The organism is Acinetobacter sp. NigerLNRRAM0016, assembly GCF_054112845.1.
Window position 1 is genome coordinate 123333 of sequence record NZ_JBSYVT010000001.1, and the last position, 21027, is coordinate 144359.

22 protein-coding genes are annotated in these 21027 nt (G+C 43.7%); 12 read left to right on the forward strand and 10 right to left on the reverse strand.

Annotation, left to right across the window (positions count from 1 at the left end):
- The first annotated feature begins 120 nt into the window (after positions 1-120).
- Positions 121-303 carry a hypothetical protein gene (locus tag ACWQ4X_RS00625; RefSeq protein ID WP_100240477.1) on the forward strand — a complete coding sequence of 61 codons (183 nt, stop codon included), beginning with the start codon at positions 121-123 and terminating at the stop codon, positions 301-303.
- 344 nt (positions 304-647) lie between these two features.
- A complete protein-coding gene (locus ACWQ4X_RS00630) occupies positions 648-830 on the forward strand; it encodes a hypothetical protein (protein WP_457902357.1) in 183 nt (60 codons plus the stop codon).
- A gap of 130 nt (positions 831-960) precedes the next feature.
- Here the strand turns inward: ACWQ4X_RS00630 and ACWQ4X_RS00635 are convergent, their stop codons facing one another.
- The 5 genes from ACWQ4X_RS00635 to ACWQ4X_RS00655 all read right to left on the reverse strand — a co-directional run bounded on the left by ACWQ4X_RS00635 (position 961) and on the right by ACWQ4X_RS00655 (position 5372).
- Positions 961-1605, reverse strand: coding sequence for an MBL fold metallo-hydrolase (locus ACWQ4X_RS00635; RefSeq protein WP_457902358.1), 645 nt, complete (start codon positions 1603-1605; stop codon positions 961-963).
- A 15-nt stretch (positions 1606-1620) separates the two neighbouring features.
- Complete coding sequence (gene hemH, locus ACWQ4X_RS00640; protein ID WP_457902359.1) at positions 1621-2634, reverse strand: ferrochelatase; 1014 nt, start codon at positions 2632-2634, stop codon at positions 1621-1623.
- Positions 2635-2709: 75 nt separating this feature from the next.
- Entirely contained in the window at positions 2710-3729 is a 1020-nt protein-coding gene (locus tag ACWQ4X_RS00645; RefSeq protein WP_457902360.1) for a DUF4062 domain-containing protein, read from the reverse strand.
- Between the two features lie 108 nt (positions 3730-3837).
- Positions 3838-4713, reverse strand: coding sequence for a glutamate racemase (gene murI, locus ACWQ4X_RS00650; RefSeq protein ID WP_457902361.1), 876 nt, complete (start codon positions 4711-4713; stop codon positions 3838-3840).
- Between the two features lie 47 nt (positions 4714-4760).
- The gene (locus ACWQ4X_RS00655; RefSeq protein ID WP_142769623.1) at positions 4761-5372 is read right to left on the reverse strand and encodes a DUF1285 domain-containing protein; all 612 of its coding nucleotides are present in this window, start codon (positions 5370-5372) and stop codon (positions 4761-4763) included.
- A gap of 187 nt (positions 5373-5559) precedes the next feature.
- Between ACWQ4X_RS00655 and ACWQ4X_RS00660 the strand changes: the two genes are divergently transcribed.
- Positions 5560-7272 (forward strand): electron transfer flavoprotein-ubiquinone oxidoreductase, encoded by a 1713-nt coding sequence (locus tag ACWQ4X_RS00660; protein ID WP_457902362.1) that lies wholly within the window; start codon positions 5560-5562, stop codon positions 7270-7272.
- Between the two features lie 89 nt (positions 7273-7361).
- Here ACWQ4X_RS00660 and ACWQ4X_RS00665 read toward each other — a convergent pair whose 3' ends face one another.
- Entirely contained in the window at positions 7362-7889 is a 528-nt protein-coding gene (locus ACWQ4X_RS00665; RefSeq protein WP_457902363.1) for a hypothetical protein, read from the reverse strand.
- A gap of 89 nt (positions 7890-7978) precedes the next feature.
- A complete protein-coding gene (gene tusA, locus ACWQ4X_RS00670; RefSeq protein WP_016168359.1) occupies positions 7979-8236 on the reverse strand; it encodes a sulfurtransferase TusA in 258 nt (85 codons plus the stop codon).
- A 242-nt stretch (positions 8237-8478) separates the two neighbouring features.
- Here tusA and ACWQ4X_RS00675 point away from each other — a divergent pair, with 242 nt between their 5' ends.
- Positions 8479-9318, forward strand: a complete 840-nt coding sequence (locus ACWQ4X_RS00675; RefSeq protein WP_100240467.1) for an HlyC/CorC family transporter — start codon at positions 8479-8481, stop codon at positions 9316-9318.
- Positions 9315-10874, forward strand: a complete 1560-nt coding sequence (gene lnt / locus ACWQ4X_RS00680; protein WP_457902364.1) for an apolipoprotein N-acyltransferase — start codon at positions 9315-9317, stop codon at positions 10872-10874. Before ACWQ4X_RS00675 ends, lnt begins: the two co-directional genes overlap by 4 nt.
- Positions 10875-10947: 73 nt before the next feature.
- Here lnt and ACWQ4X_RS00685 read toward each other — a convergent pair whose 3' ends face one another.
- The 3 genes from ACWQ4X_RS00685 to gspF form a co-directional block, all read right to left on the reverse strand.
- Entirely contained in the window at positions 10948-11292 is a 345-nt protein-coding gene (locus tag ACWQ4X_RS00685; RefSeq protein ID WP_457902365.1) for a hypothetical protein, read from the reverse strand.
- Positions 11293-11567: 275 nt separating this feature from the next.
- Positions 11568-12005 (reverse strand): type II secretion system major pseudopilin GspG, encoded by a 438-nt coding sequence (gene gspG, locus ACWQ4X_RS00690; RefSeq protein ID WP_100240464.1) that lies wholly within the window; start codon positions 12003-12005, stop codon positions 11568-11570.
- 30 nt (positions 12006-12035) lie between these two features.
- Complete coding sequence (gene gspF, locus ACWQ4X_RS00695) at positions 12036-13241, reverse strand: type II secretion system inner membrane protein GspF (protein ID WP_142769629.1); 1206 nt, start codon at positions 13239-13241, stop codon at positions 12036-12038.
- 152 nt (positions 13242-13393) lie between these two features.
- Here gspF and ACWQ4X_RS00700 point away from each other — a divergent pair, with 152 nt between their 5' ends.
- From ACWQ4X_RS00700 to ACWQ4X_RS00730, 7 genes are all read left to right on the forward strand, one after another.
- A complete protein-coding gene (locus ACWQ4X_RS00700) occupies positions 13394-15616 on the forward strand; it encodes a primosomal protein N' (RefSeq protein WP_457902366.1) in 2223 nt (740 codons plus the stop codon).
- Between the two features lie 53 nt (positions 15617-15669).
- Complete coding sequence (locus ACWQ4X_RS00705; protein ID WP_457902367.1) at positions 15670-17511, forward strand: monovalent cation:proton antiporter-2 (CPA2) family protein; 1842 nt, start codon at positions 15670-15672, stop codon at positions 17509-17511.
- A 50-nt stretch (positions 17512-17561) separates the two neighbouring features.
- A complete protein-coding gene (gene hslO, locus ACWQ4X_RS00710) occupies positions 17562-18437 on the forward strand; it encodes an Hsp33 family molecular chaperone HslO (RefSeq protein WP_142769632.1) in 876 nt (291 codons plus the stop codon).
- A gap of 299 nt (positions 18438-18736) precedes the next feature.
- Positions 18737-19201: a DUF2147 domain-containing protein gene (locus ACWQ4X_RS00715; RefSeq protein WP_457902368.1), complete on the forward strand. Its 465-nt coding sequence runs from the start codon at positions 18737-18739 to the stop codon at positions 19199-19201.
- Between the two features lie 150 nt (positions 19202-19351).
- The gene (locus ACWQ4X_RS00720) at positions 19352-20308 is read left to right on the forward strand and encodes a DnaJ C-terminal domain-containing protein (RefSeq protein ID WP_457902369.1); all 957 of its coding nucleotides are present in this window, start codon (positions 19352-19354) and stop codon (positions 20306-20308) included.
- 10 nt (positions 20309-20318) lie between these two features.
- A complete protein-coding gene (locus ACWQ4X_RS00725; protein WP_100240457.1) occupies positions 20319-20657 on the forward strand; it encodes a chaperone modulator CbpM in 339 nt (112 codons plus the stop codon).
- 85 nt (positions 20658-20742) lie between these two features.
- On the forward strand, positions 20743-21003 hold the full coding sequence (locus ACWQ4X_RS00730; protein WP_457902370.1) for a YdcH family protein: 261 nt from the start codon (positions 20743-20745) through the stop codon (positions 21001-21003).
- Positions 21004-21027: the final 24 nt, after the last annotated feature.

Below are 21027 nucleotides of genomic sequence, written 5' to 3' on the forward strand. Positions count from 1 at the left end.
AATTATTTTATACATGATTATTCTTTGCACAGGTGCCTTTTTGGCACCATAATTTAAATGAGAAAGATTTCTATTCCTTACTTTATAAATTGTGCATTTTGACCTATTCGAGAATTTCCCATGCGAGAATTAGCCCTAAAAATATTCTTCTATCTTTCTATTGCCCTCACGTTCTGTAGTTTTATTGCAGCTATTTATGCGCAGGACCTATTGTTTGCAGGAATTGGCATTCTACTTGCAATTGCAGCGGTATTATTAGGCTTAGAGAGTAAGCAATTCTCCGCAAATCCATTCAGAAAGTAATCTTCATCTATCTCATTTCATGTTGTTTAAAACCACTTTCAATGAACTGTCTACAGCTTCCAAAAGTTAGACAGTTTTTTAAATTTCTGAATAGTTCTGAATGTAAGAACTAACTTGGAACCAAAACTCCAGCGACTGGTCTTATCCTAAAAGCTTAACTTATAAGGCTTTTCTAAATAGCCATTTTCTTATTGCTTTCTATCAGCAAAAACCTATACCAGTTATCATTTTTTTAATCTTTCTCTAGATTTTCACTAAAACCTCCTTATAATGCCTAAAATTTTACGCATCAAGTAACAAATTGTTAATTGCGTTTCTTTATCTGCCGATTTGGGGAATCTCCTATGAAAGAATTAGTACTAAAATTCTCATTCTATCTTCTGATTGTTTTAACCTTATGCGCTGTGACTCTGAGACTTTTCACACATGACATGATGATCATGGGGATTGGTATTCTCTTGGCAATTGCTACTCTGCTACTTGGACTAGAAAAGAAGCAATATAAAGCAGATCCATTTCGCAGCTAAAACTGATCTATCTAAAAAATGGGAGCCTTTACCTCCCATTTTTCTAAGAAAAAATTAAATTCGGCATCCAAAATTCGTTGCAATTGAATGGCTGGATGTGAGTTTTTCCATACCCACTATCCCAAATAAACTAGCCTGCCTTACCCGCCACAAATGGATTATGTTGTTTTTCAAAACCAATGGTGCTTAAAGGTCCATGGCCTGAAATAAATTGTGTTTCATCAGGTAAACTAAAACATTCACGCTTGATCGAATCAATCAATTGCTGGTGATTACCACGCGGGAAATCAGTGCGACCAATCGAACCTTTAAACAACACATCCCCTGTCCATAACAACGCATTTTCCGCATTATAGAACATCACATGGCCTGGAGTATGACCGGGTGCAAAACGGACTTCAAAACTTTGCGAACCAAGCTGTAAGGTCTCTCCACCTTCCAGCCATTGCGTAACTTCAACTTTTTCTGGAATTGGAAAACCATAACGTGCAGAAACATCTTGCAGCATATCCAACCAGAACTGGTCTTCTTTATGTGGACCTATCACAGGCACATTCCAGATACGACTCAGCGCACCGACTGCGCCTGCATGATCTAAGTGTCCATGAGTTAACCACAACGCTTTGACTGTCAAACCTAATGCTTCAACTTCTGCCTGTAATTTTTCAGGTTCACCGCCTGCATCAATCAGCACTGCTTCTTTACTCTCTGAATCCCAAAGAATCGAACAGTTCTGCTGAAATGCAGTTACAGGTACAATTTTCACTTGAAGCATAGTCGCAGCTCTCTCTTAAGCAGATGCCAATGTTTGTTTTAAGCCATCAAGATTAGCTTGCAATAAGCTCAAGAGCAATTGCAGATGATCTTCACGCGCATTCAGAGCAGGGATATAAGCGTAGTGCTCACCACCATGAGACAAGAATAACTCTGCATTCTGAATCGCCAATTCTTCTAAGGTTTCCAAACAATCCGCTGAAAATGCAGGGCTCATAATCTGCACCGATTTCACCCCTTGCTCCGCCCAATCTTGTAACAATTGATCGGTATAAGGCTTGACCCATTCCTGTTTCCCAAAACGAGACTGGAAGCTAATGGCCCATTGATCATCCCTCAAATTCAAGGCTTGAGCCAGTAATTGTGCGGTTTTACGACAACGATCCGCATAGGGGTCGCCCTTATCGGCATAAGGTTGCGGGATACCATGGAAAGACATCAATAACTTTTCCGCCTGACCATGAGCTGCCCAATACTCTTGGACGCTCTGTGCCAAAGACTGAATATATAAAGGATGCTGATAGTAATCCCGCACAATCGAAATACCCGGCAAATTACGCTGCTTTTGCATCCACTGGGACAATAAATCATACAAAGGCGCGGTCGAGGTCGCTGAATACTGTGGAAACAATGGCAGTAAAATAATATGGTCTTGCGGGGTTTGACTGAGCTTGTCCAGTACAGTGGCCATGCCCGGTTGACCATAGGTCATGGCAGGAACCACGTTTAACTCAAACTCTGGATATTGTGCCAATAAAGTCTCACGAACTTGTGCGACTTGCGCGAGGAGAATTTCCCGCATCGGAGAATCTTCAGCCCAGACACTGGCGTAGGCATGCGCCACACGTTTTGGACGAAAAGGCAAAATAAATAAGCGCAAAATGATTTGCCATAATGGCTTGGGAATTTCAATCACGCGTTGATCAGACAGAAATTGTTGTAAAAACTTTCTAACTGCTGGTGCCGTGGGTGCATCAGGTGTCCCCAAATTGGCCAAAATAACGCTGATCTTTGCTTTTTCCGCAGGCATTATGCAACCTTCATTTCCAATTCAACCCACTCACTTTATCAACTTTTGAGTTAAATTAAATATGAATTAATACAATTATTTCGATAGAGAAACGCGATCATCTGAAAGCAAATGGCTTTCAATGAGGTTATGTCCCTTCTGCGTCAACTTCCATAACAAGCGCTGGCGGTCATCCCGCCCTGCAGGACTGATCCATTCATTCTGACGCATCTGCATTTTAATATTATGTAACGCTCGAATGTTGATTTGAGCACGTGCAACCGCATGCGCGCGCGGCATTTCCATCCGCGCATCTTGCAGACCAATTTCATTCAAAAACTCATTGATGCGTTTTGAAAAATATTCTTCAGGCGTTGGATGCAAAAAGGTACTACCCAATACCGCCAACAATTCTGCCCATGTCAGGGTTTTCTGAATTTTTAATTCTTTAAAATTGCCATCTTGATAGGCATGTACACGATACTCAAAACTAAAAGCTTCATTCATCGCCACTTTGGGCAAGGTCAAAAATGGATCAGCTTCTCGTGTTCCCAAATCGCGTTCTAATTGCGCCATTTTGGCTTTTAGGCGATCAATTTCATCATGCAAAGCTTGGGTATTTTGTGGACGCACCCATCCCGTTGCAGGATAACGTTCCAACATTTGCGTCATATTCAAACGTACCGCCATCTCCAGATCACGCAAAGTACGATAGCTAAAGACTTGATCGACTTCCTGCTGCAACAGTTTACGGAACTCGTTGAACTTTTCTTTCAGCTCAGGCTTCTGATCATGTAAGGCTGGATCACGTGCAGCAGGATCATCATGCATAAAGACAATAATCGGCTTTTGCTTGGTCACGGCATAAATATATTCCAGATGCATATAGCCCACACCCGAAACCGACTGCTCCCCGTATTGGCTGCCTAAAAGCAGAATCACATAATCACAATCATCGATCTGGCGACGCGCAAAAGCAGTACTCAGGGGTGTTCGTTGTTCTAATCCCCAAGAGAAAAAACCCATGCCCACCAAAGTTTGGGACAAAACCATCCGTTCTGGTTGCATCTCCGCACCAGATGTCGAAATAAATACTTGATAACGCTTATCGATCATTGGTTATCCTCATCCTTTCTTTGCATACCACAATCAAGATCTTGCGGTATTACAACCCCAATTTTTAATATTGATACTCAAGTTTTAAGACGGATTATTGTTCTGCATTTATTGCATCGAGATATTGTGGATACTCCAACTCAAATCAGGTTGAATCAGATGTTGCAATATCGGTTCTAAATGCGCGGCATTATTCCCACTGACATAACATTCTATGCGCGGTAAGCCATCCTTCCGTCTTTGTTCAAATAATAACTCATTTTTTAACAAAATACGGGAAGTTTGACGCGCAACGGCATATCCAGAGTCAATTAATGTCATTTTTTGCCCAAAAATTGATTCAATCGCTGGTTTTAAGAACGGGTAATGTGTACAGCCGAGCACCAAATAGTCTGCGCCTTGGTCCACCACGGGCTGTAAAATCTGTTTTAGCGTCGTTAAACAGGCAAGACTCATCTGCTGTCCATTTTCGACAAACGGCACCAAATCTAAACACGTGACAGGAATGACCGTGACATGTGATGGCTCAGCAAAACGCTGCACCACATCGTGAATTAATTTACCGCGAAAAGTCGCAGGCGTCGCCAACACCGCAACGGTTTTACTTTGACTTTGCAGCACCGCAGGCTTCAGTGCAGGCACCAAACCAATAATTGGGAAATTTTCTCCATAATGCTCACGCAAATAATCCAGACTAAAAGCGGAAGCGGTATTACAGGCGACCACAGCCACTTTACAACCTTGTCGATATAACCATTCAATCGCACGCGCAGTCAGCTCCCGAATCTCCTGATCCTCTCGCGGGCCATAAGGGACATTAGCGGTATCGGCAAAATAGAGAATGCGTTCATTTGGCAAATAATGTGCAATTTCCTGCGCCACCGATAACCCACCAATGCCTGAATCAAAAATACCAATCGGGGCATCCAATTGCGCTTTGGGCATGGGATTAACTAAAGGGTAAATCGGATGGATCGCTGTCATGACACGCTATTTACAAAGAAAAGATGGGAATGGATCAAGCTTAAACCTCAGGTGCCCAATTGCAAGTGAAAATCACCGCTTTGTAGGCTTAAAATGGTATCGCCCTGTGCATTTTCAAGCAGCTCGCCCATCTCGATCAGATGAAAAAAGGCGGAACGTTGAATCAAGGCATTCATGCCCCAGCGTACATGCACATATGGGCGCAGTTCTCCTGCAAATTCACGCATAAAAATTGGATGTTCTTCATCCACAAGAATCACATCCTGATTGGTGGTGGTGAATTGAATGAATTTCTGCCCATCAATGACCGTAGAGTCAACTTGGTTGACGAATAACGCTTCGTCTTCCACCTCAATTTCAATTTGCTCTACAGGTGTCTTTAAATAAAAGCGCCCCTCTTCTTTCCATAGAACGCTCGAAAACAGGTCCAGTAAGGACTGGCGCTTAATCAATTGACCTTCGTGCCACCATTCTCCATTCGCAAAAACCTTCAAATCCATTTTGCCACAATGCTTTGGCTGCCATTGCTCCAAAGGGGGGATTGACCTTTTGTGACCGCCCTGTGCACTTTTTAAGTCTTGTACAATACTCATTAAGTTTTTATCATCATTTTTCGCTGAATTATTCGTCGGACTGATGGAATTAGTTTGATTTACCATGAATTAATGCCTCCCTGACGTAAAAATATTATGATTCAGCCAATTGGCTAGACCGCGGTTTAAAACTATACTAGCCCACAATATAAAAGGCACGATAATCCATCTGTGCCGAATATTTAAGAACACTCATGGCAGCACTGTAAAGAGTCATACAGTTGCCACCTTTAAGTAATATGAGGAGTCCTACATGGAACACATCGAACGTGAATCGATGGAGTTTGACGTCGTTATCGTAGGCGCAGGCCCTGCAGGTCTTTCTGCTGCGATCAAAATTCGTCAACTTGCGATTGAAAACAATTTATCTGATTTATCCGTTTGTGTGGTAGAAAAGGGCTCCGAAGTCGGTGCGCATATTCTTTCTGGTGCTGTACTAGAACCACGTGCAATCAATGAATTATTCCCGAACTGGAAAGAAGAAGGTGCGCCTTTGAATGTTCCAGTCACAGAAGATAAAACCTATTTCTTGATGTCGCCTGAAAAAGCACAAGAAGCGCCGCATTGGATGGTACCTAAAACCATGCACAATGATGGCAACTACGTGATTTCTTTAGGTAACGTGGTCCGCTGGTTAGGTCAAAAAGCGGAAGAACTTGAAGTTTCAATTTTCCCGGGCTTTGCGGCAGCTGAAGTGCTTTACCATGAAGATGGTACAGTCAAAGGTATTCAAACGGGTGACATGGGTATTGGTAAAGATGGCGAACCAACGCATAACTTTACGCCGGGTTATGAACTGCATGCCAAATACACGATTTTTGCTGAAGGCTGTCGTGGTCACTTAGGTAAGCGCTTAATTGCCAAATTTGATTTGGACAAAGATGCCGATCCGCAACACTACGGTATCGGGATTAAAGAACTTTGGGAAATTGACCCTGCAAAACACAAACCAGGTTTGGTGATGCACGGTGCAGGCTGGCCTTTAAGTGAAACGGGTTCTTCAGGCGGTTGGTGGTTATACCACGCTGAAAACAACCAAGTGACTTTGGGCATGATCGTGGATTTATCTTATGAAAACCCACACATGTATCCATTTGCAGAAATGCAGCGCTGGAAAACTCACCCACTGGTGAAACAGTATCTGGAAGGCGGCAAACGTATTTCTTATGGTGCGCGTGCAGTCGTGAAAGGTGGTTTCAACTCGCTGCCTAAATTTACCTTCCCTGGCGGTTCTTTAATTGGTGATGATGCAGGCTTCCTGAACTTCGCGAAAATTAAAGGTTCACACACGGCCATGAAATCAGGCATGTTGTGTGGTGAAGCCGTGTTTGAAGCAATTCAAGCGGGTGTTGAAAAAGGTGGTGATCTGGCGATTGCTCGTGTCACCGAAGGTGAAGACTTCTTCGCGAAAGAACTCACGGCATACACTGAGAAATTCAACAACAGTTGGTTAAAAGAAGAGTTATACAACGCGCGTAACTTTGGTCCAGCGATGCATAAATTTGGCACGTTCGGCGGTGGTGCATTTAACTTCATCGACCAAAACATCTTTAAAGTGCCATTCACACTGCATGACTTGGTACCTGACTTCAGTACATTAAAAACAGTTGATGCAGCAACAGTTAAGCCAAATTATCCAAAACCAGATGGCAAGTTAACCTTTGACCGTTTGTCTTCAGTTTTCGTTTCAAACACCGTGCATGAAGAAAACCAACCTGCACATTTGAAACTGACTGATGCTTCAATTCCTGTGAACGTGAACTTACCAAAATGGGATGAGCCTGCTCAACGCTACTGCCCTGCGGGTGTTTATGAAATCATGGAAAATGATGATGGTTCAAAACGTTTCCAAATTAATGCAGCGAACTGTGTTCACTGTAAGACTTGTGACATTAAAGATCCATCACAGAACATCACATGGGTAACACCAGAAGGTGGCGGTGGTCCAAACTATCCAAACATGTAATTCACGCAGGTTCGGGCTATGCCCGACCTCACTCAGGAGATCTACATGATCTCCATAAAAAAATCCCCTCACTTGAGGGGATTTTTTATTTAGAAAAATTCTGAGTTTTTGCTAAAGACCATGACGGTCGGTCCTATTGCTGTATGCCCGACGCCATGATCCTGATAAATTTCAATTCGATAATCATGACATTGATAAATATATTTATTTTGTTGTTTTATCCAGCCTTTTTGAGCCACTTTAAACTTTTTAAGAATTCTAGTTTTAAAAAGGTTCAAATCCGTCTCATAGCTTGCCATGGGTCCATCCAAAAAACTTAAACTATAGGAAGTAATCATTTTGGAGTGCGGATCATAACGGATATGCTGAACCCAGCTCACGCCTGCTTGCTTAAGCCTTGAATCAACCCCATCCGCAAATTCTAATTGGTAATTATTGCCCCCTAACACCACAGATTTCACAGCGGGATGCTGCTTTTGAAACTCCCCGATACTTTGCCCAACTTTTAAGCCTGCGACATTCATGCTCTGTACTGGAATTTCACAAGTTTTCGACCATGCCATTGAACTACATAAGGCAAAAATACCCAACCCTAAACATAGCGAACTAATTTTCATTTTATGTCCCGAGATGAACTGTATTTATTGTTTCAAACACTTGTGATCATTGAATTCAAGCGCAGCATCAACAGCGCTCAATATCGACTTTAGCCCTTTTTTACCAAGTAATGGAACTCTTTATTACCGTTTTCATCTAAACGTTCTTCTTGCAACAACAATTCATGCCCCAAGTGCATACAAAATTTAGGAATATCCCAAGAAGTTGAATTGTCCGTTGCAAACACTTCCACCACATCCCCAGATTTAGATTTACGAATGGCTTGATGCAACATCATTACAGGTTCAGGACAACGCAAACCACGGGTATTTAATTGCAGGGTCGGGGTAACAGAGGATTCAGACATCTAGGCACTCTTGGTTCAATTTCAGCGCTATTCTAACATAAACTCGACGGGACACAGCAGCACTTGCTATTCCCCCATGGTGCACAAAATACACAGCCATCAAATGCCCGTTTGAGTCGAAGAATGACCTCAAATTATGACGATAACATTCATATTTTGCTGTATTTTTTGCATAGACATCTGCATTTTCTAAGGTATGATGAAAATAATTTTTTTCATATCTAGAGTCTTTAGGAAAGATCATGCACGATGAATCCAGCCCGTCGTGGGGCATGCGTGGCTTAAGAAAGTGGTTAGGAACCGCACCAGAAACTCGCGACGAATTGCTCAAACTCGTACAAGATTCACGTCGTTTTTTAGAACCTGATACGGTCGCCATGCTTGAAGGTGTACTTGACCTGCCTGCGACCAAAATTCGCGAAGTCATGACGCCGCGTACCGCAATGATTAGCCTGCAAGAAGATGATGAATTACTTGATATTCTGCATGTCTTGATTGAATCGGCACATTCACGCTTTCCCGTGTTTTCTTCAGACCAACCCGATAACGTGGTTGGGATTCTTTTGGCGAAAGATTTACTACCGTTTCTGACTGAAAAAGCCAGCAAAGTCGACATTCGGGTCTTGATGCGCCAACCACTGTTCGTTCCTGAAAGTGCGCGCTCGGATCAAGTACTGCGTATGCTGAAAAACACCCAGACGCATATTGCAGTGGTGATTGATGAATATGGCACGACATCAGGTTTGGTGACGCTGGAAGACATTCTGGAAGAAATTGTCGGTGAAATTGAAGATGAACATGACATGGTCGATGAAGAAGCGCAATACATCGTCCCTGATGATGATCCGAAAACCGCCAATACATGGATGGTGCAGGCACTTACACCAATTGAACACTTTAACAATCTTTTAGATGCTGATTTTCCAGAAGATGAAGTAGAAACTATGGGCGGTTTGTTGCTTCAAGAAATTGGTTTAGTGAGCGATTTACAAGGTCAAGTCATTGAAATTGGCGATTGGGAATTTACCATTGTAGAAGCAGATGCACGCACTATTCATCTGATTCGAGCTGTACTTAAATGAGAACTTACTTTCATGCGCTGTTAACGTCTTCACAACAACAAAAACAGCTCCCCATGATTTTACCTTTTATTATTTCCTTATGTTCGGGTGCCATGCTGAGTTTCGCATTGGCACCTTACTATTATTGGTGGATTGCACTGCTCTCACCAGCCTTGTTGTATGCTTGCCTGCGCCAACGCTCAGCCAAACAAGCCTTCTTCATTGGCTGGGGCTATGGTTTCGGGCTGTGGTTTGTGGGTGCGTTCTGGCTTTACACCTCAATTCACGTCTATGGCGATACTAGTGCAGTCCTCAGTGTCATCATGATTGCGATCATGGCTTTGGCGATGGGACTGTTTACGGCACTGCAAACTTGGATTTATCGCCGGTTTTTTCCTGAAACACCATTAACCTTCGCACCGCTCTGGGTCTTGTTTGAATGGGCAAAAACTTGGGTCTTTACAGGCTTTCCGTGGCTATTTGTCGGTTATGCCTTTACTGAGCGTTTCCTCGATGGCTATGCACCGCTGTTTGGGGTATTCGGGGTTTCTTTTATCGTGATCCTGCTGGCCTGTGCCATCGTGGAAATCCTCAATAAGCGTCTATTCTGGTTGGTTCCTTCGCTCCTGTTACTGCTAGGGGCTTGGGGCGCAGCGCAAATCCAGTTTGTGCAACCTAAGCATGAAAAACCGCTTTCAGTTTCTCTGATTCAAGGCAATATTCCCCAAGACCTGAAATGGCTGACCGAATACCAAACGCAGACTCTGATGATCTATGCAGAACTCAGCCGTAGTGAATGGGGCCGAGATTTAATCGTGTGGCCTGAATCTTCTATTCCAATGTTCCAGACTGACATTCAGCCCTTTTTAGATGCAATGAAAGTACAGGCAGAAAAAAAAGGAACGGTATGGGTCACAGGTATTCCGTATTGGGATTTAGCAGCCTCCAAGCAAGAAGGCTCACCGATGTTCTACAACAGCATCATAGCATTGGGTGATGATGCCGATGGCCTGTACAAGAAGCAACGTTTGGTGCCTTTTGGCGAATACATTCCACTGTCAGGCATGCTGAGCTGGGTTTTGCCTGCATTACAAAATGATCCTTCGGTCAGCGGCTTTTCTCGAGGTGCTTCAGATCAGCAACCCTTACATATCAAGCAGCATAATTTAGCGGCTGCAATTTGTTATGAAGTTGCCTATCCGAATCTGACTCGTCGCAATGCCAGCAACAGTGATTTCTTGGTGACCGTGTCGAATGATGCATGGTTTACAGGGACCGCTGGTCCATGGCAACACCTACAAATGGTGCAAATGCGTGCCAAAGAGAATGGACGTTGGTTTATTCGTGCCACCAATACAGGGGTCACCGCCTTTATTAATGAGCACGGGCATATTGTGCGCCAAGCTCCGATTGATCGACGCACGGTGTTACGTGGCGATTTACCTGCTATGCAGGGTCAAACCCTGTATACCCGTCTAAGTGACTGGCCTATCCTCGGATTTTCAGCACTACTTTTAATCATGGGCTGGTTCTTCCGCCCACGCAAAGTGGATATTTCGTTTAAATCACGACGCTAATCAAAAGGGGATTTTTAAAATCCCCTTTTTTTTTATATTGAAATTCAAGCAAACTTTTGAAAGCTAAAATAGCTTAAAACATGACTGTAAATTGACTCGCCAAATAGGCCACTAGACTGGATAAGAACAGCATCGGCACATAACGATAAGCCTGAAAGATTTTTTGCTCCATTACAGAGTGCTGAGTTTGCACCTGCCAGAGCGTGGCTTTAAGAGCCATCATGAAACACACCACCAACCAAGCACTCATGACACTCAAGGCAAAAAAGCCTATCATGATCTGGCTACTGCCCTCGGTATTTTGCCATAAGGTCACTGCCCCATTCATCAACGGCAAGATGGTCAAAATCAACAGAACAGATTTCAGCATCGCCCAATGAAATTGGGTGATTTCATCTGATAAAACGAATGCTTTCATTCTATTCTCCCCAGCACACTTTTTGTTCTTAAAATCATTATGCTAGGTTTTTTTTAAATAAAAAGTCTATTTATCTACATACTTGACAATTTTTGTAAACATTACGGTTAGGAATAATTCTTATTATAACTCTCAAAAAACCATTATTATATTTAATTATTATTTATCAATATCTTGTATTTAAATTAATAAATAAGAAAGATTATCACTTTATTTTTAATTGGAACACTCAATCATATAAAGTGATAATTTCCATGAATTTAAAAATCGATTATTTAGGGTTGATAATAAATATCAGCATCTGTGCCTTCACCGCCTTCTTTGCCATCAGCACCAAAAGAATATAAATCAAAAGCACGACCTTCCGCACCCGGACTAATATATTGAATGTCATTTTCCCAACTGTCTTTTGGATAGCCACCTTTGACATAGCCCCCTTGCATCCAGTTCTTCGCTGAAGCTGGCTGATTCACCAAGGCATCTAAACCACCATCTTGCATTGATGGGTATTTACCGTTGTCCAACTTGTATTGATCCAGCGCACCCGCAACGCCCTTCAAGGTAATCACCGTGGTATCGACTTTGGCTTTTTCACCACGTCCCATCACATTCGGGACAATCAGCGCGGCCAAGACTCCTAAAATAACAATCACCACCATCACTTCAATTAAAGTAAAACCCGATTGCTGGGCTGGATATTTATTCATTTGCATGCAACAACTCACTCTAAACTCTTTTACTTCTTAAATCATATTGTTCATATTGACGATTGGTAGCATGACCGCAATCACAATCACCAAAACAATGCTCGCCATCAGTACCAGCATTAAAGGCTCCAGCAATGCCAGCAAGGTCGAAATCAGCGTGGTCACTTCCCGATCTTGCATATTGGACGCACGCTCCAGCATCCGGTCTAATTCGCCCGAGGCTTCACCACTTTTGATCATTTGTACCATCATCGGCGGGAAATAACCACTGCGCTCCAGCTGGGTTGCCAAGTTGCCTCCCTCGGTGACTTTTTCTGCGGCCAAATCGACAGAATCACGAATGACCCAATTACTGCTCACGGCGGCACCAATGCGTAAAGCATCTACCAGCGGTACACCCGACTTGGTCAAAATAGACAGCGTACTGGCCAAGCGAGCTGAATTAATACCACGCGACAATTTACCAAATAATGGCAGTTTGAGCGTTAAACGATCAAAAGCATAATGCCCCGCTGTGCTCTTTAAAAACCGTAATAAAAAAACAATGCCCAATACTGTGAACACAATTAAAAACGGCCAAGCCACGCGAATAAAGGCACTGGCTTTCATCAGTGCCACGGTAATCCAAGGTAAGGCATCTTTATTCTGATCGAAGGTTTTGACGATGTCAGGTACGACATAAGTCATTAAGCCCATCACAATTGCAAAGGACATCAACATCAGAATAATGGGATAGATCATGGCCCCTTGAATTTTCTTTTGCATGGCAAAACGGTTCTCGGTGTAATCTGCCAATTGCTCCAGAATTAAATCCAAATGCCCTGAACGCTCGCCAGCAGCAATGGTGGCACGATACAGTTCAGGAAATCGCCCAGACTGCTGTAATGCACTCGCCAACGAATGCCCTTCCAGAACTTTTGAGCGCACAGACAGCACCAGTTGTTGCACATGGGCTTTTTCACTTTGTTTAGCCACGGCACGTAACGCTTCTTCCAACGGAATGGCAGCGGCGACCAATACAGACAACTGACGGGTAAACAGCGCTAAATCATAAGCGGTAATACTTTTTTGAAACCAACGCGTTCCTTGCTGTTTGGCTTTATGTTCTACAGGGTCAACCGTAATCGGGATCAGTGATTGCTCACGTAACTGCTGACGAATCTGGCGTGCCGAATCTCCTTCGAGCACCCCTTTTTGCTGCTTCCCTAAAGCATCAATGGCGGTAAATTGATATGCAGGCATTGTAATGCTCTAATTTTCCAAAATTTGTTGCAGCGCAGTTGCGTCTGACCACTAAAATCATTCATATTCTTCAATATAAATTTTATTTGCACACTCTAACATAACTCTAGACTACACACGACGACCTTTCAGCTGGAACCTTTGACCTGTTTATGCCAAATCCTGTATCGCCTGCCTTAGCCCCATATCGCATCCGTGTTGCCGTTCCAGCACATGTCTACGACTGTTTTGACTATCAAATTTCTGCGGAAGATTATGCACGGGCACAGGTTGGCGCACGGGTAGCGGTGCCTTTTGGTCCTCGCAACTTAATTGGCGTGATTATGGAAAAACTGGCGCTGGATGCCCCCAATAATCCCAAGTTCAAGCTAAAGTCTATTCAAGCTCTGTTAGATGATGACGCGATTTTAGATGGCAAAGTTTTAACTTTGTTGACATGGGCGGCACAATATTACCAATTCCCAATTGGTGAGGTGGTGCAGAGTGCTCTGCCGACCTTATTACGCCAAGGCAAACCTTATGATTTACTAGCACATATGTGGCGTCTGCTTGACCAGCATGCCGATGACAAAATCAAGCGTTCTGAAAAACAGCAACATGCTTATAAAATTTTAAAGCTGCACCCTGCGGGCACATCTGAAAATATTTTAAATCTGGCTGGCATTGAAACCGCCACTTTAAAGGCTCTGGAAAAGAAAGGCATCTGTAAAGCCTATTTAGAACCGAAGGATTTTAGTCCGCAAAGCATGAGCTTGGCGCAAATGCCGCTGACGGCCAATCCAGATCAAAAACATGCCATTCAGCAGGTGTTGAAATCACTGTCGTCGTATCATGCCTATTTACTGGATGGTTTAACCGGCAGCGGCAAGACCGAAGTGTATTTGCAAATCATGCATGAGGTGCTGAAGCAAGGCAAACAGGTATTGGTACTGGTTCCTGAAATTGGACTCACCCCTCAAACCATCAGCCGTTTCCAATCGCGTTTTCACTGTCATATTGCACTGCTGCATTCGGGACTGACCGATGCCAAACGTCTGCAAGCTTGGCAAAGTGCACAAATGGGCAAAGCCTCGATTATTCTCGGTACCCGTTCCGCAATTTACACCCCGCTGCATAATTTGGGCTTGATCATTTTAGATGAAGAACATGATCTATCATTTAAACAGCAGGAAGGCTTTCGCTACCATGCGCGCGATGTAGCACTCTATCGGGCACATCTGGAAAATTGTCCGATTATTCTGGGTTCCGCAACCCCAAGCATGGAAAGCTATGCACTGGTTAATCAAGGTAAATTAAGCTGTCTGGAATTGAATGAACGTGCAGGCACCGCACTACTGCCCAAACTGCATATCTTGGATTTAAAACTCGGGCGCAAACAGCATGGCTTTAGCCAGTTTTTGCTGGATGAAATGCACAAGCGCTTGGCACGCAAAGAACAAGTGCTGATTTTTCTGAATAGACGCGGTTACGCACCCGTGCTGATTTGTGAAAGTTGCGCTTGGCAGGCGAAATGCCCGCATTGCGATGCCAATTTCACCTTACACACTCAACCCTATCAGCACCTGCATTGCCATCATTGCGGCACCATTCATCGTGTCCCCGATCACTGTCCACAATGCCAACATACTGAACTAAAACCGATTGGTATGGGCACAGCCAAAGTCGAGGAAAGTTTAAACGAGTTATTCCCCGAGTTTGATGTGATTCGGGTGGATCGCGACTCGACCAGTCGCGTCGGCAGCTGGCAAAAAATTTATGATCGGATTCAAAAAAGTGAACCTGTGATTTTGCTCGGCACGCAAATGCTGGCCAAAGGACATCATTTCCCTTATGTGTCTTTGGTCGCGATTTTGGATATTGACTCGGGTTTGCTCAGTGTCGATTTTCGTGCGCCCGAGCGTACCGCACAACTGATTGTACAAGTCGCAGGTCGCGCAGGTCGGGGCGAGAAAAAAGGCGATGTGTATTTACAAACCCTGCGTCCAGAACATCCCTTATTACATACCTTGGTTGATGGGGATTATCGACAGTTTGCACGCCAAACCCTAAAAGAACGGCAACAGGCTTTGTTTCCGCCTTATCGTTATGCCGCGCTAATTCGCTGTGAGTCGAAAAGTCAGGAACAAAATCAGCAATACCTGACCGAGCATGCCCAGCAATTGCGCCAGATATCGGAATTGAATATCGATATTTGGGGACCAATTCCAGCACCGATGGAGCGTAAAGCAGGTCGTTATCAGGCACATATGGTGCTATTGTCTAAAGATCGAGCACGTTTACATTACTACTTAAGAGCATGGTGGCAAAATATGTTGCAGCATAAGCCAGCCAGCATGAAACTGAGTCTGGATGTCGATCCACAAGAATTTAGCTAAACGGGGATCATCCCCAGCTAATCACGCTTAAAACTTTCTTTCAGGACAGATGCATGTCGTTATTGTTGCAAATCACGCTTTTTCTCGGCGCAGCCCTACTGGTGGTGCCGCTACTAAAACGCTTGGGTATTGCTACAGTCTTGGGCTATCTCATCACGGGTATTGTTTTGGGACCACATGTGCTGAATATTGCCAATGACCCCGAAGCGATTCACAAATTAGCTGAATTTGGCGTGATTTTCCTGATGTTTTTAATTGGGTTGGAGCTGCGACCACAACGACTCTGGACCATGCGTCAATCCATTTTTGTCATCGGCAGTGCGCAGGTGGGTATCACTGCAGTGGTGATAGGCACCATTCTGTTTTTCGTGTTACAACAAGGCATCGCCACCAGTCTGATAATCGGCAGTGCACTGGCATTGTCCTCAACCGCATTTGTCTTGCAACTGTTGACTGAAAAACAGCAACTGAATACCAGTTATGGTCAACAGTCTTTCTCGATTTTGCTGTTCCAAGACATTGCCGCAATTCCGCTGATTGCCGTGATTCCGCTACTCGCAGGGAATGAATCCACCCATTATGGCATCGCCTATTTTGCGGCAATCGTGGCGGCATTTACTGGACTATTTTTGTTTAGTCGCTTTTTAATTCGACCTTTTTTCCGCTTTATCGTGAAAACTGGTGCACATGAGTTAATTACGGCGATCAGTTTATTCATTGTTCTCGCTGTTGTGTTACTCATGGATCTGCTCAATATCAGTACCACATTAGGTGCATTCTTAACGGGAGTATTGCTGGCAGATTCTGAGTTTCGACATGAGCTGGAAGCCAGTATTGCGCCTTTTAAAGGGCTATTACTGGGACTGTTCTTTATGACCGTGGGGATGCTGACCCCCATTCAGCTTTTATGGCAACAACCGCTGTTTATCTTGGCGGGCGCACTACTCTTGCTGTTGATCAAGTTTACCCTTTTAACGGCAATTGCCCGTTATTATCAACTGTCTTGGCCCAACAGCTTACTTCTGGCCAGTTGTTTGGCACAGGGGGGAGAATTTGCCTTTGTCATATTCAGTGTGGCACAAAGTGAACAACTGCTATCAGAAGCGATTATCGCGCCAATCACCTTAATCGTGATTATCTCGATGATCCTTACCCCAGTTTTATACTGGATTATTCGCCAAGGAATTGTGCCTCATCTTAGGCCTGTCACCGTACCCGCTTATGATGAAATTCTAGATCAGCAACCTACGATGATTATTGCCGGTTTTGGTCGTTTTGGACAAACCATTGCACGGGTGGCGCATCTGCAACACCAAAAGTTTACTGCCATCGACAGCAATCTGGAAAAAGTCGATTTTGTGCGTAATTATGGCGGTCATCTGTATTATGGCGATGCCACCCATCCTGACATTTTAAGAGCCGCGGGCATTCAACAGGCCAAGGTATTTATTCTGGCGATTGATGACATTGAGGACTCCATGAATGTCGCACGCCATATTCGCCTGAATTACCCTGAGTTACAGTTATTAGTCAGAGCACGAGACCGACATCATGTACACTTATTACGTGACTTAGGTGTGCAGCATATTTGGCGAGAAACCTATTTATCTTCACTCGGGATGGCCTATCGCGCCTTGTGTGATTTAGGTGTGAGTGACAGCGATGCCAAGAAAAGTATTGAGCTCTTTCGCGATTATGATGAACAGCTACTGGCACAGCAACAACGCGTCTATACCGACGAACAGAAGGTATATGAATCGCATCGCAATGCCCTGGCTGAACTGGAACATCTGTTTGAGCGTGATGCTGAAATTCGTGCAGTCGAAACAGGCGTGGATTTACAGCGGGGTTTAGATTCTACTCGAATAGATGTGACACGAGATGAAGCAAAATGACTTGTGTTTTACAATATCGCCACCATTAAAGCAGGGTTTTGGAGAAAATTATGTCTGATATACGTCAACGCTTTTATATTGAAGATTGCCCTGTGCGTGGTGAAGTCGTTCATTTAGAAGAAACCTTACAAACGATTCTTGCCCAACGTGACTATGCACAAGCGGTACAAATTTTACTGGGTGAAATGCTCAGTGCGACCGCCTTGTTGGCCAGCACGCTAAAAATTAAAGGGCGTATCAGCTTACAAATTCAAGCCTCTGGAACATTCAAATGGGCAATGGCGGAATGCAACCATTTAGGTGAAGTCCGTGCCTTAGCAGACTATGAAGAAGATCCGCGCTTCCAAGCCGCAAGCGACAGCAGCACTGTGCTAAAAGCATTAGTCAGTCCTGTATTGTTCATAAACATTGAACCTGAATTTGGTGAGCGTTATCAGGGCATCGTACCGCTAGATCAACCGACTCTGGCGGGCTGCTTAATGCAGTATTACGACCTGTCTGCGCAAATTCCGACGCGTATTGTGCTGGCAAGTACGGCACAACGTTCAGGCGGTTTACTGATTCAACTGTTACCGCGTATCAGTGAAGAAGAACAGCAACGTGTAGATGAAGATTTATGGCCGCGTCTGACCATGCTTACGGAAACGCTAAAAGTGGAAGAGTTGACGGACTTGGAAGCCAATGAAATTCTGTACCGTTTATACAATGAAGAAGATGTGCGTCTGCCTGAAATTGAACAACTCAAGTTCGGTTGTACCTGCTCTAAAGATCGTTGTGCCAATGCCCTACAGCAAATTGGGGTCGAAGCAGTACGTGAAACCTTAGAGCATCAAAATCCAATTACCATGGATTGCCAATTCTGTAATACCCAATATCAATTTACTGCTGAAGAAGCGCTTGGATTGTTTGGTGAGCATCTAAGCTAAGGATTAAATGTTCTCGTCTGCCTGTAGCCATCGACTCTGCTCATTAACTACAGGCAGTCATCCCCTCCTGAAACCATCTTACAGTATTCCTCTCACCACGTTTATCTGTATCAAACTTATCTTAGTCTTTGAATCTATTGAACTAAAATCGTATTTATTCAAACAATCAAAACACTCTATAAAATACTGCGACCTAGATAACAGTCATTTGTTGAACAGCGTCCAGATATGACAATAAATCCATAATTTTAATATGTGATTCATTCTAATTTTATACATTGATATTGAGGTAATGTTCCATGGGAACTTCTTTTCTTTCCCGCACGGTTTTCCTTTCCGCGTTACTCTACAGCGCGCACAGCTTGGCAGCGACAGATCCCCTAATTGGTAAATGGAAAACCATGGATGATCGTACAGGACATTCACTGGCAGATGTGATCATCAGCAAAGATCAAAACAATCTGTACAGTGCCCAAGTCACCGAAATCCGCCCCCTACCTGGCAAAGAGAAATTGAGCACCTGTCAAAAATGCACCGGCAATCTGAAAGATCAACCGATGATTGGCTTAACCATTTTGTCAGGCTTAAAACGCGATCCTGAAAAGCGTAACCAATTTATTGAGGGCAAGTTTCTGGATCCCCTCTCTGGACAGCAATATGTTTCAGAAGCCCATTTGGATCAGCAAGACAAATATCTACAAATTCGTGGTCAGGTCGCAGGCTCATCCAATGTACGTCACATGACATGGGTGAAAGTGAATTAACTACTGCGACCCATTCCACATAAAAAGCCCCAAGTGGGCTTTTTATCATTGTCATGATTTGAAACAAATACGAACAGTTCTACACTACTTCCCACTCTCCGAAAGACATAATAATATTGATGAAAATATCATCAATTTAACAATGCTCTTATGCCTAAGAATTATTACGAAATCCTTGGGGTAACTCGCGACGCAGCCCCAGACCAAATTAAAAAAGCGTATCGGAAGTTGGCACGAAAGTACCACCCCGACATTAGTAAAGAAAGTGATGCTGAAGCCCGTATGCAAGAAGTGAATGTCGCATACGACACCCTCAGCAATGAAGAAAAGAAAAAAGAATATGACTTCATCTTAGATCATCCTGAAGGATTTTCAGGCTTTGGGGGACAAGCAGGTGCCTCAGGATTCGATGGGGCTGAATTTTATCGGCAAGGATTTGGCCAAGGCAATTCTTCCGATTTTTCAGGCTTTGAAGACCTGTTTGGTCGCTTTGGTACAGGTTTTGGAGGAGGAAACTATCAGTATAAACAACGACAGCAATCTTTCCGTGGTGAAGATCAACACGCCAAGCTTGAGGTTGACTTAGATGTTGCCTTCCACGGCACTTCACAGCAGATTACCCTGCAAATTCCAACCATTAACGCCTATGGAGAACCAGAAGTTCAGCGCAAGACCTTACAGGTCAAAATTCCCAAAGGAATGAAAGAAGGACAGCAAATTCGTTTGACTGGACAAGGACAAGTCGGTGTACGTGGCGGCGAAAATGGCGACCTGTATATCGAAATTTATTATAAGGATACCGCACAGTACCGCGTTGAAGGTGCCGATATTTATTACACCATTCCCGTGACGCCATGGGAAGCAGCCTTGGGACAACAGATCGAATTACTGACGCCAGCAGGAACAAAAATTCAGGTTAATCTGCCGAAGAATGCGCAAACAGGACAACAATTACGTTTAAAAAATCAAGGGATTCCCAATAAAACAGCAGGACATTTATTTTTAATTCTTAACATTGTGAATCCACCTGCGCAGAGTGCAGAGCAAGAGCGTGCTTACCACGCCTTTGCCGAAGCCTTTTCGCAGTTTAAGCCTCGACAACTTTAAGGAGAACGCTATGACAACCATTCATTACCGAGAAATTATTTGCGACGGTTATAGCACCGCAGAGATCGTCGATGAACATCGTAGTTTCGATTTAAAACATTTTGCCGAAGCCTGTGGTCAAAGCCCAGAATGGGTTTTACAGCTGTTGGAATACGATATTTTGCCGACCCGCCCAGAAGAACGTATCCATCAATTTTTTGGTGAAGATGTTTCGCGTGCGCGTAAAGCCTATCGTTTACAACGTGACTTTGATGCCAGTTTTTCCGCAGTGGCTATGATGCTGGACCTGATTGATGAAGTACAACAATTACGTCGCCAAGTTCGACATTCACATCATCAACAATCATAAACCAAAACATAACCCATTCCCTGATGCCAAAACATCATTGAATGGGTTTCTTCTTTGATCGCTAATACGAGAGAAATACGGTTCCATGAAAACAAAAGAATGCAATAAAAAAGTCAAACTGATGTTCCCAGAACATCGTGAAATTATTCCGCAATTACGCCAAGACAATCCGCATTTTGCGAGAATTTTTGAAGAGCACGAAATACTCGATCAGGAAATTTGCCAGCGTGAGCTCAATCCTGTGTTTCGCATTAATGATGATATTGAAGCCCTCAAGCGTAAAAAACTCCGTCTTAAAGATGAAATTTATCGCCTGCTTCAGCATCATGCCAGTTCACAAGTCTAAGTGAACTCCGAACGCGCATTATGC

Bases quoted from the DNA above. Each gene is read 5' to 3' on its own strand.
- ACWQ4X_RS00635 (WP_457902358.1), bottom strand. From the start codon at position 1,605: ATGCTTCAAGTGAAAATTGTACCTGTAACTGCATTTCAGCAGAACTGT.
- ACWQ4X_RS00720 (WP_457902369.1), top strand. From the start codon at position 19,352: ATGCCTAAGAATTATTACGAAATCCTTGGGGTAACTCGCGACGCAGCC.
- hemH (WP_457902359.1), bottom strand. From the start codon at position 2,634: ATGCCTGCGGAAAAAGCAAAGATCAGCGTTATTTTGGCCAATTTGGGG.
- ACWQ4X_RS00645 (WP_457902360.1), bottom strand. From the start codon at position 3,729: ATGATCGATAAGCGTTATCAAGTATTTATTTCGACATCTGGTGCGGAG.
- ACWQ4X_RS00700 (WP_457902366.1), top strand. From the start codon at position 13,394: ATGCCAAATCCTGTATCGCCTGCCTTAGCCCCATATCGCATCCGTGTT.
- ACWQ4X_RS00675 (WP_100240467.1), top strand. From the start codon at position 8,479: ATGCACGATGAATCCAGCCCGTCGTGGGGCATGCGTGGCTTAAGAAAG.
- murI (WP_457902361.1), bottom strand. From the start codon at position 4,713: ATGACAGCGATCCATCCGATTTACCCTTTAGTTAATCCCATGCCCAAA.
- ACWQ4X_RS00630 (WP_457902357.1), top strand. From the start codon at position 648: ATGAAAGAATTAGTACTAAAATTCTCATTCTATCTTCTGATTGTTTTA.
- ACWQ4X_RS00725 (WP_100240457.1), top strand. From the start codon at position 20,319: ATGACAACCATTCATTACCGAGAAATTATTTGCGACGGTTATAGCACC.
- ACWQ4X_RS00715 (WP_457902368.1), top strand. From the start codon at position 18,737: ATGGGAACTTCTTTTCTTTCCCGCACGGTTTTCCTTTCCGCGTTACTC.
- ACWQ4X_RS00660 (WP_457902362.1), top strand. From the start codon at position 5,560: ATGGAACACATCGAACGTGAATCGATGGAGTTTGACGTCGTTATCGTA.
- ACWQ4X_RS00655 (WP_142769623.1), bottom strand. From the start codon at position 5,372: ATGGTAAATCAAACTAATTCCATCAGTCCGACGAATAATTCAGCGAAA.
- ACWQ4X_RS00730 (WP_457902370.1), top strand. From the start codon at position 20,743: ATGAAAACAAAAGAATGCAATAAAAAAGTCAAACTGATGTTCCCAGAA.
- ACWQ4X_RS00705 (WP_457902367.1), top strand. From the start codon at position 15,670: ATGTCGTTATTGTTGCAAATCACGCTTTTTCTCGGCGCAGCCCTACTG.
- gspG (WP_100240464.1), bottom strand. From the start codon at position 12,005: ATGCAAATGAATAAATATCCAGCCCAGCAATCGGGTTTTACTTTAATT.
- ACWQ4X_RS00665 (WP_457902363.1), bottom strand. From the start codon at position 7,889: ATGAAAATTAGTTCGCTATGTTTAGGGTTGGGTATTTTTGCCTTATGT.
- ACWQ4X_RS00685 (WP_457902365.1), bottom strand. From the start codon at position 11,292: ATGAAAGCATTCGTTTTATCAGATGAAATCACCCAATTTCATTGGGCG.
- lnt (WP_457902364.1), top strand. From the start codon at position 9,315: ATGAGAACTTACTTTCATGCGCTGTTAACGTCTTCACAACAACAAAAA.
- gspF (WP_142769629.1), bottom strand. From the start codon at position 13,241: ATGCCTGCATATCAATTTACCGCCATTGATGCTTTAGGGAAGCAGCAA.
- hslO (WP_142769632.1), top strand. From the start codon at position 17,562: ATGTCTGATATACGTCAACGCTTTTATATTGAAGATTGCCCTGTGCGT.
- ACWQ4X_RS00625 (WP_100240477.1), top strand. From the start codon at position 121: ATGCGAGAATTAGCCCTAAAAATATTCTTCTATCTTTCTATTGCCCTC.
- tusA (WP_016168359.1), bottom strand. From the start codon at position 8,236: ATGTCTGAATCCTCTGTTACCCCGACCCTGCAATTAAATACCCGTGGT.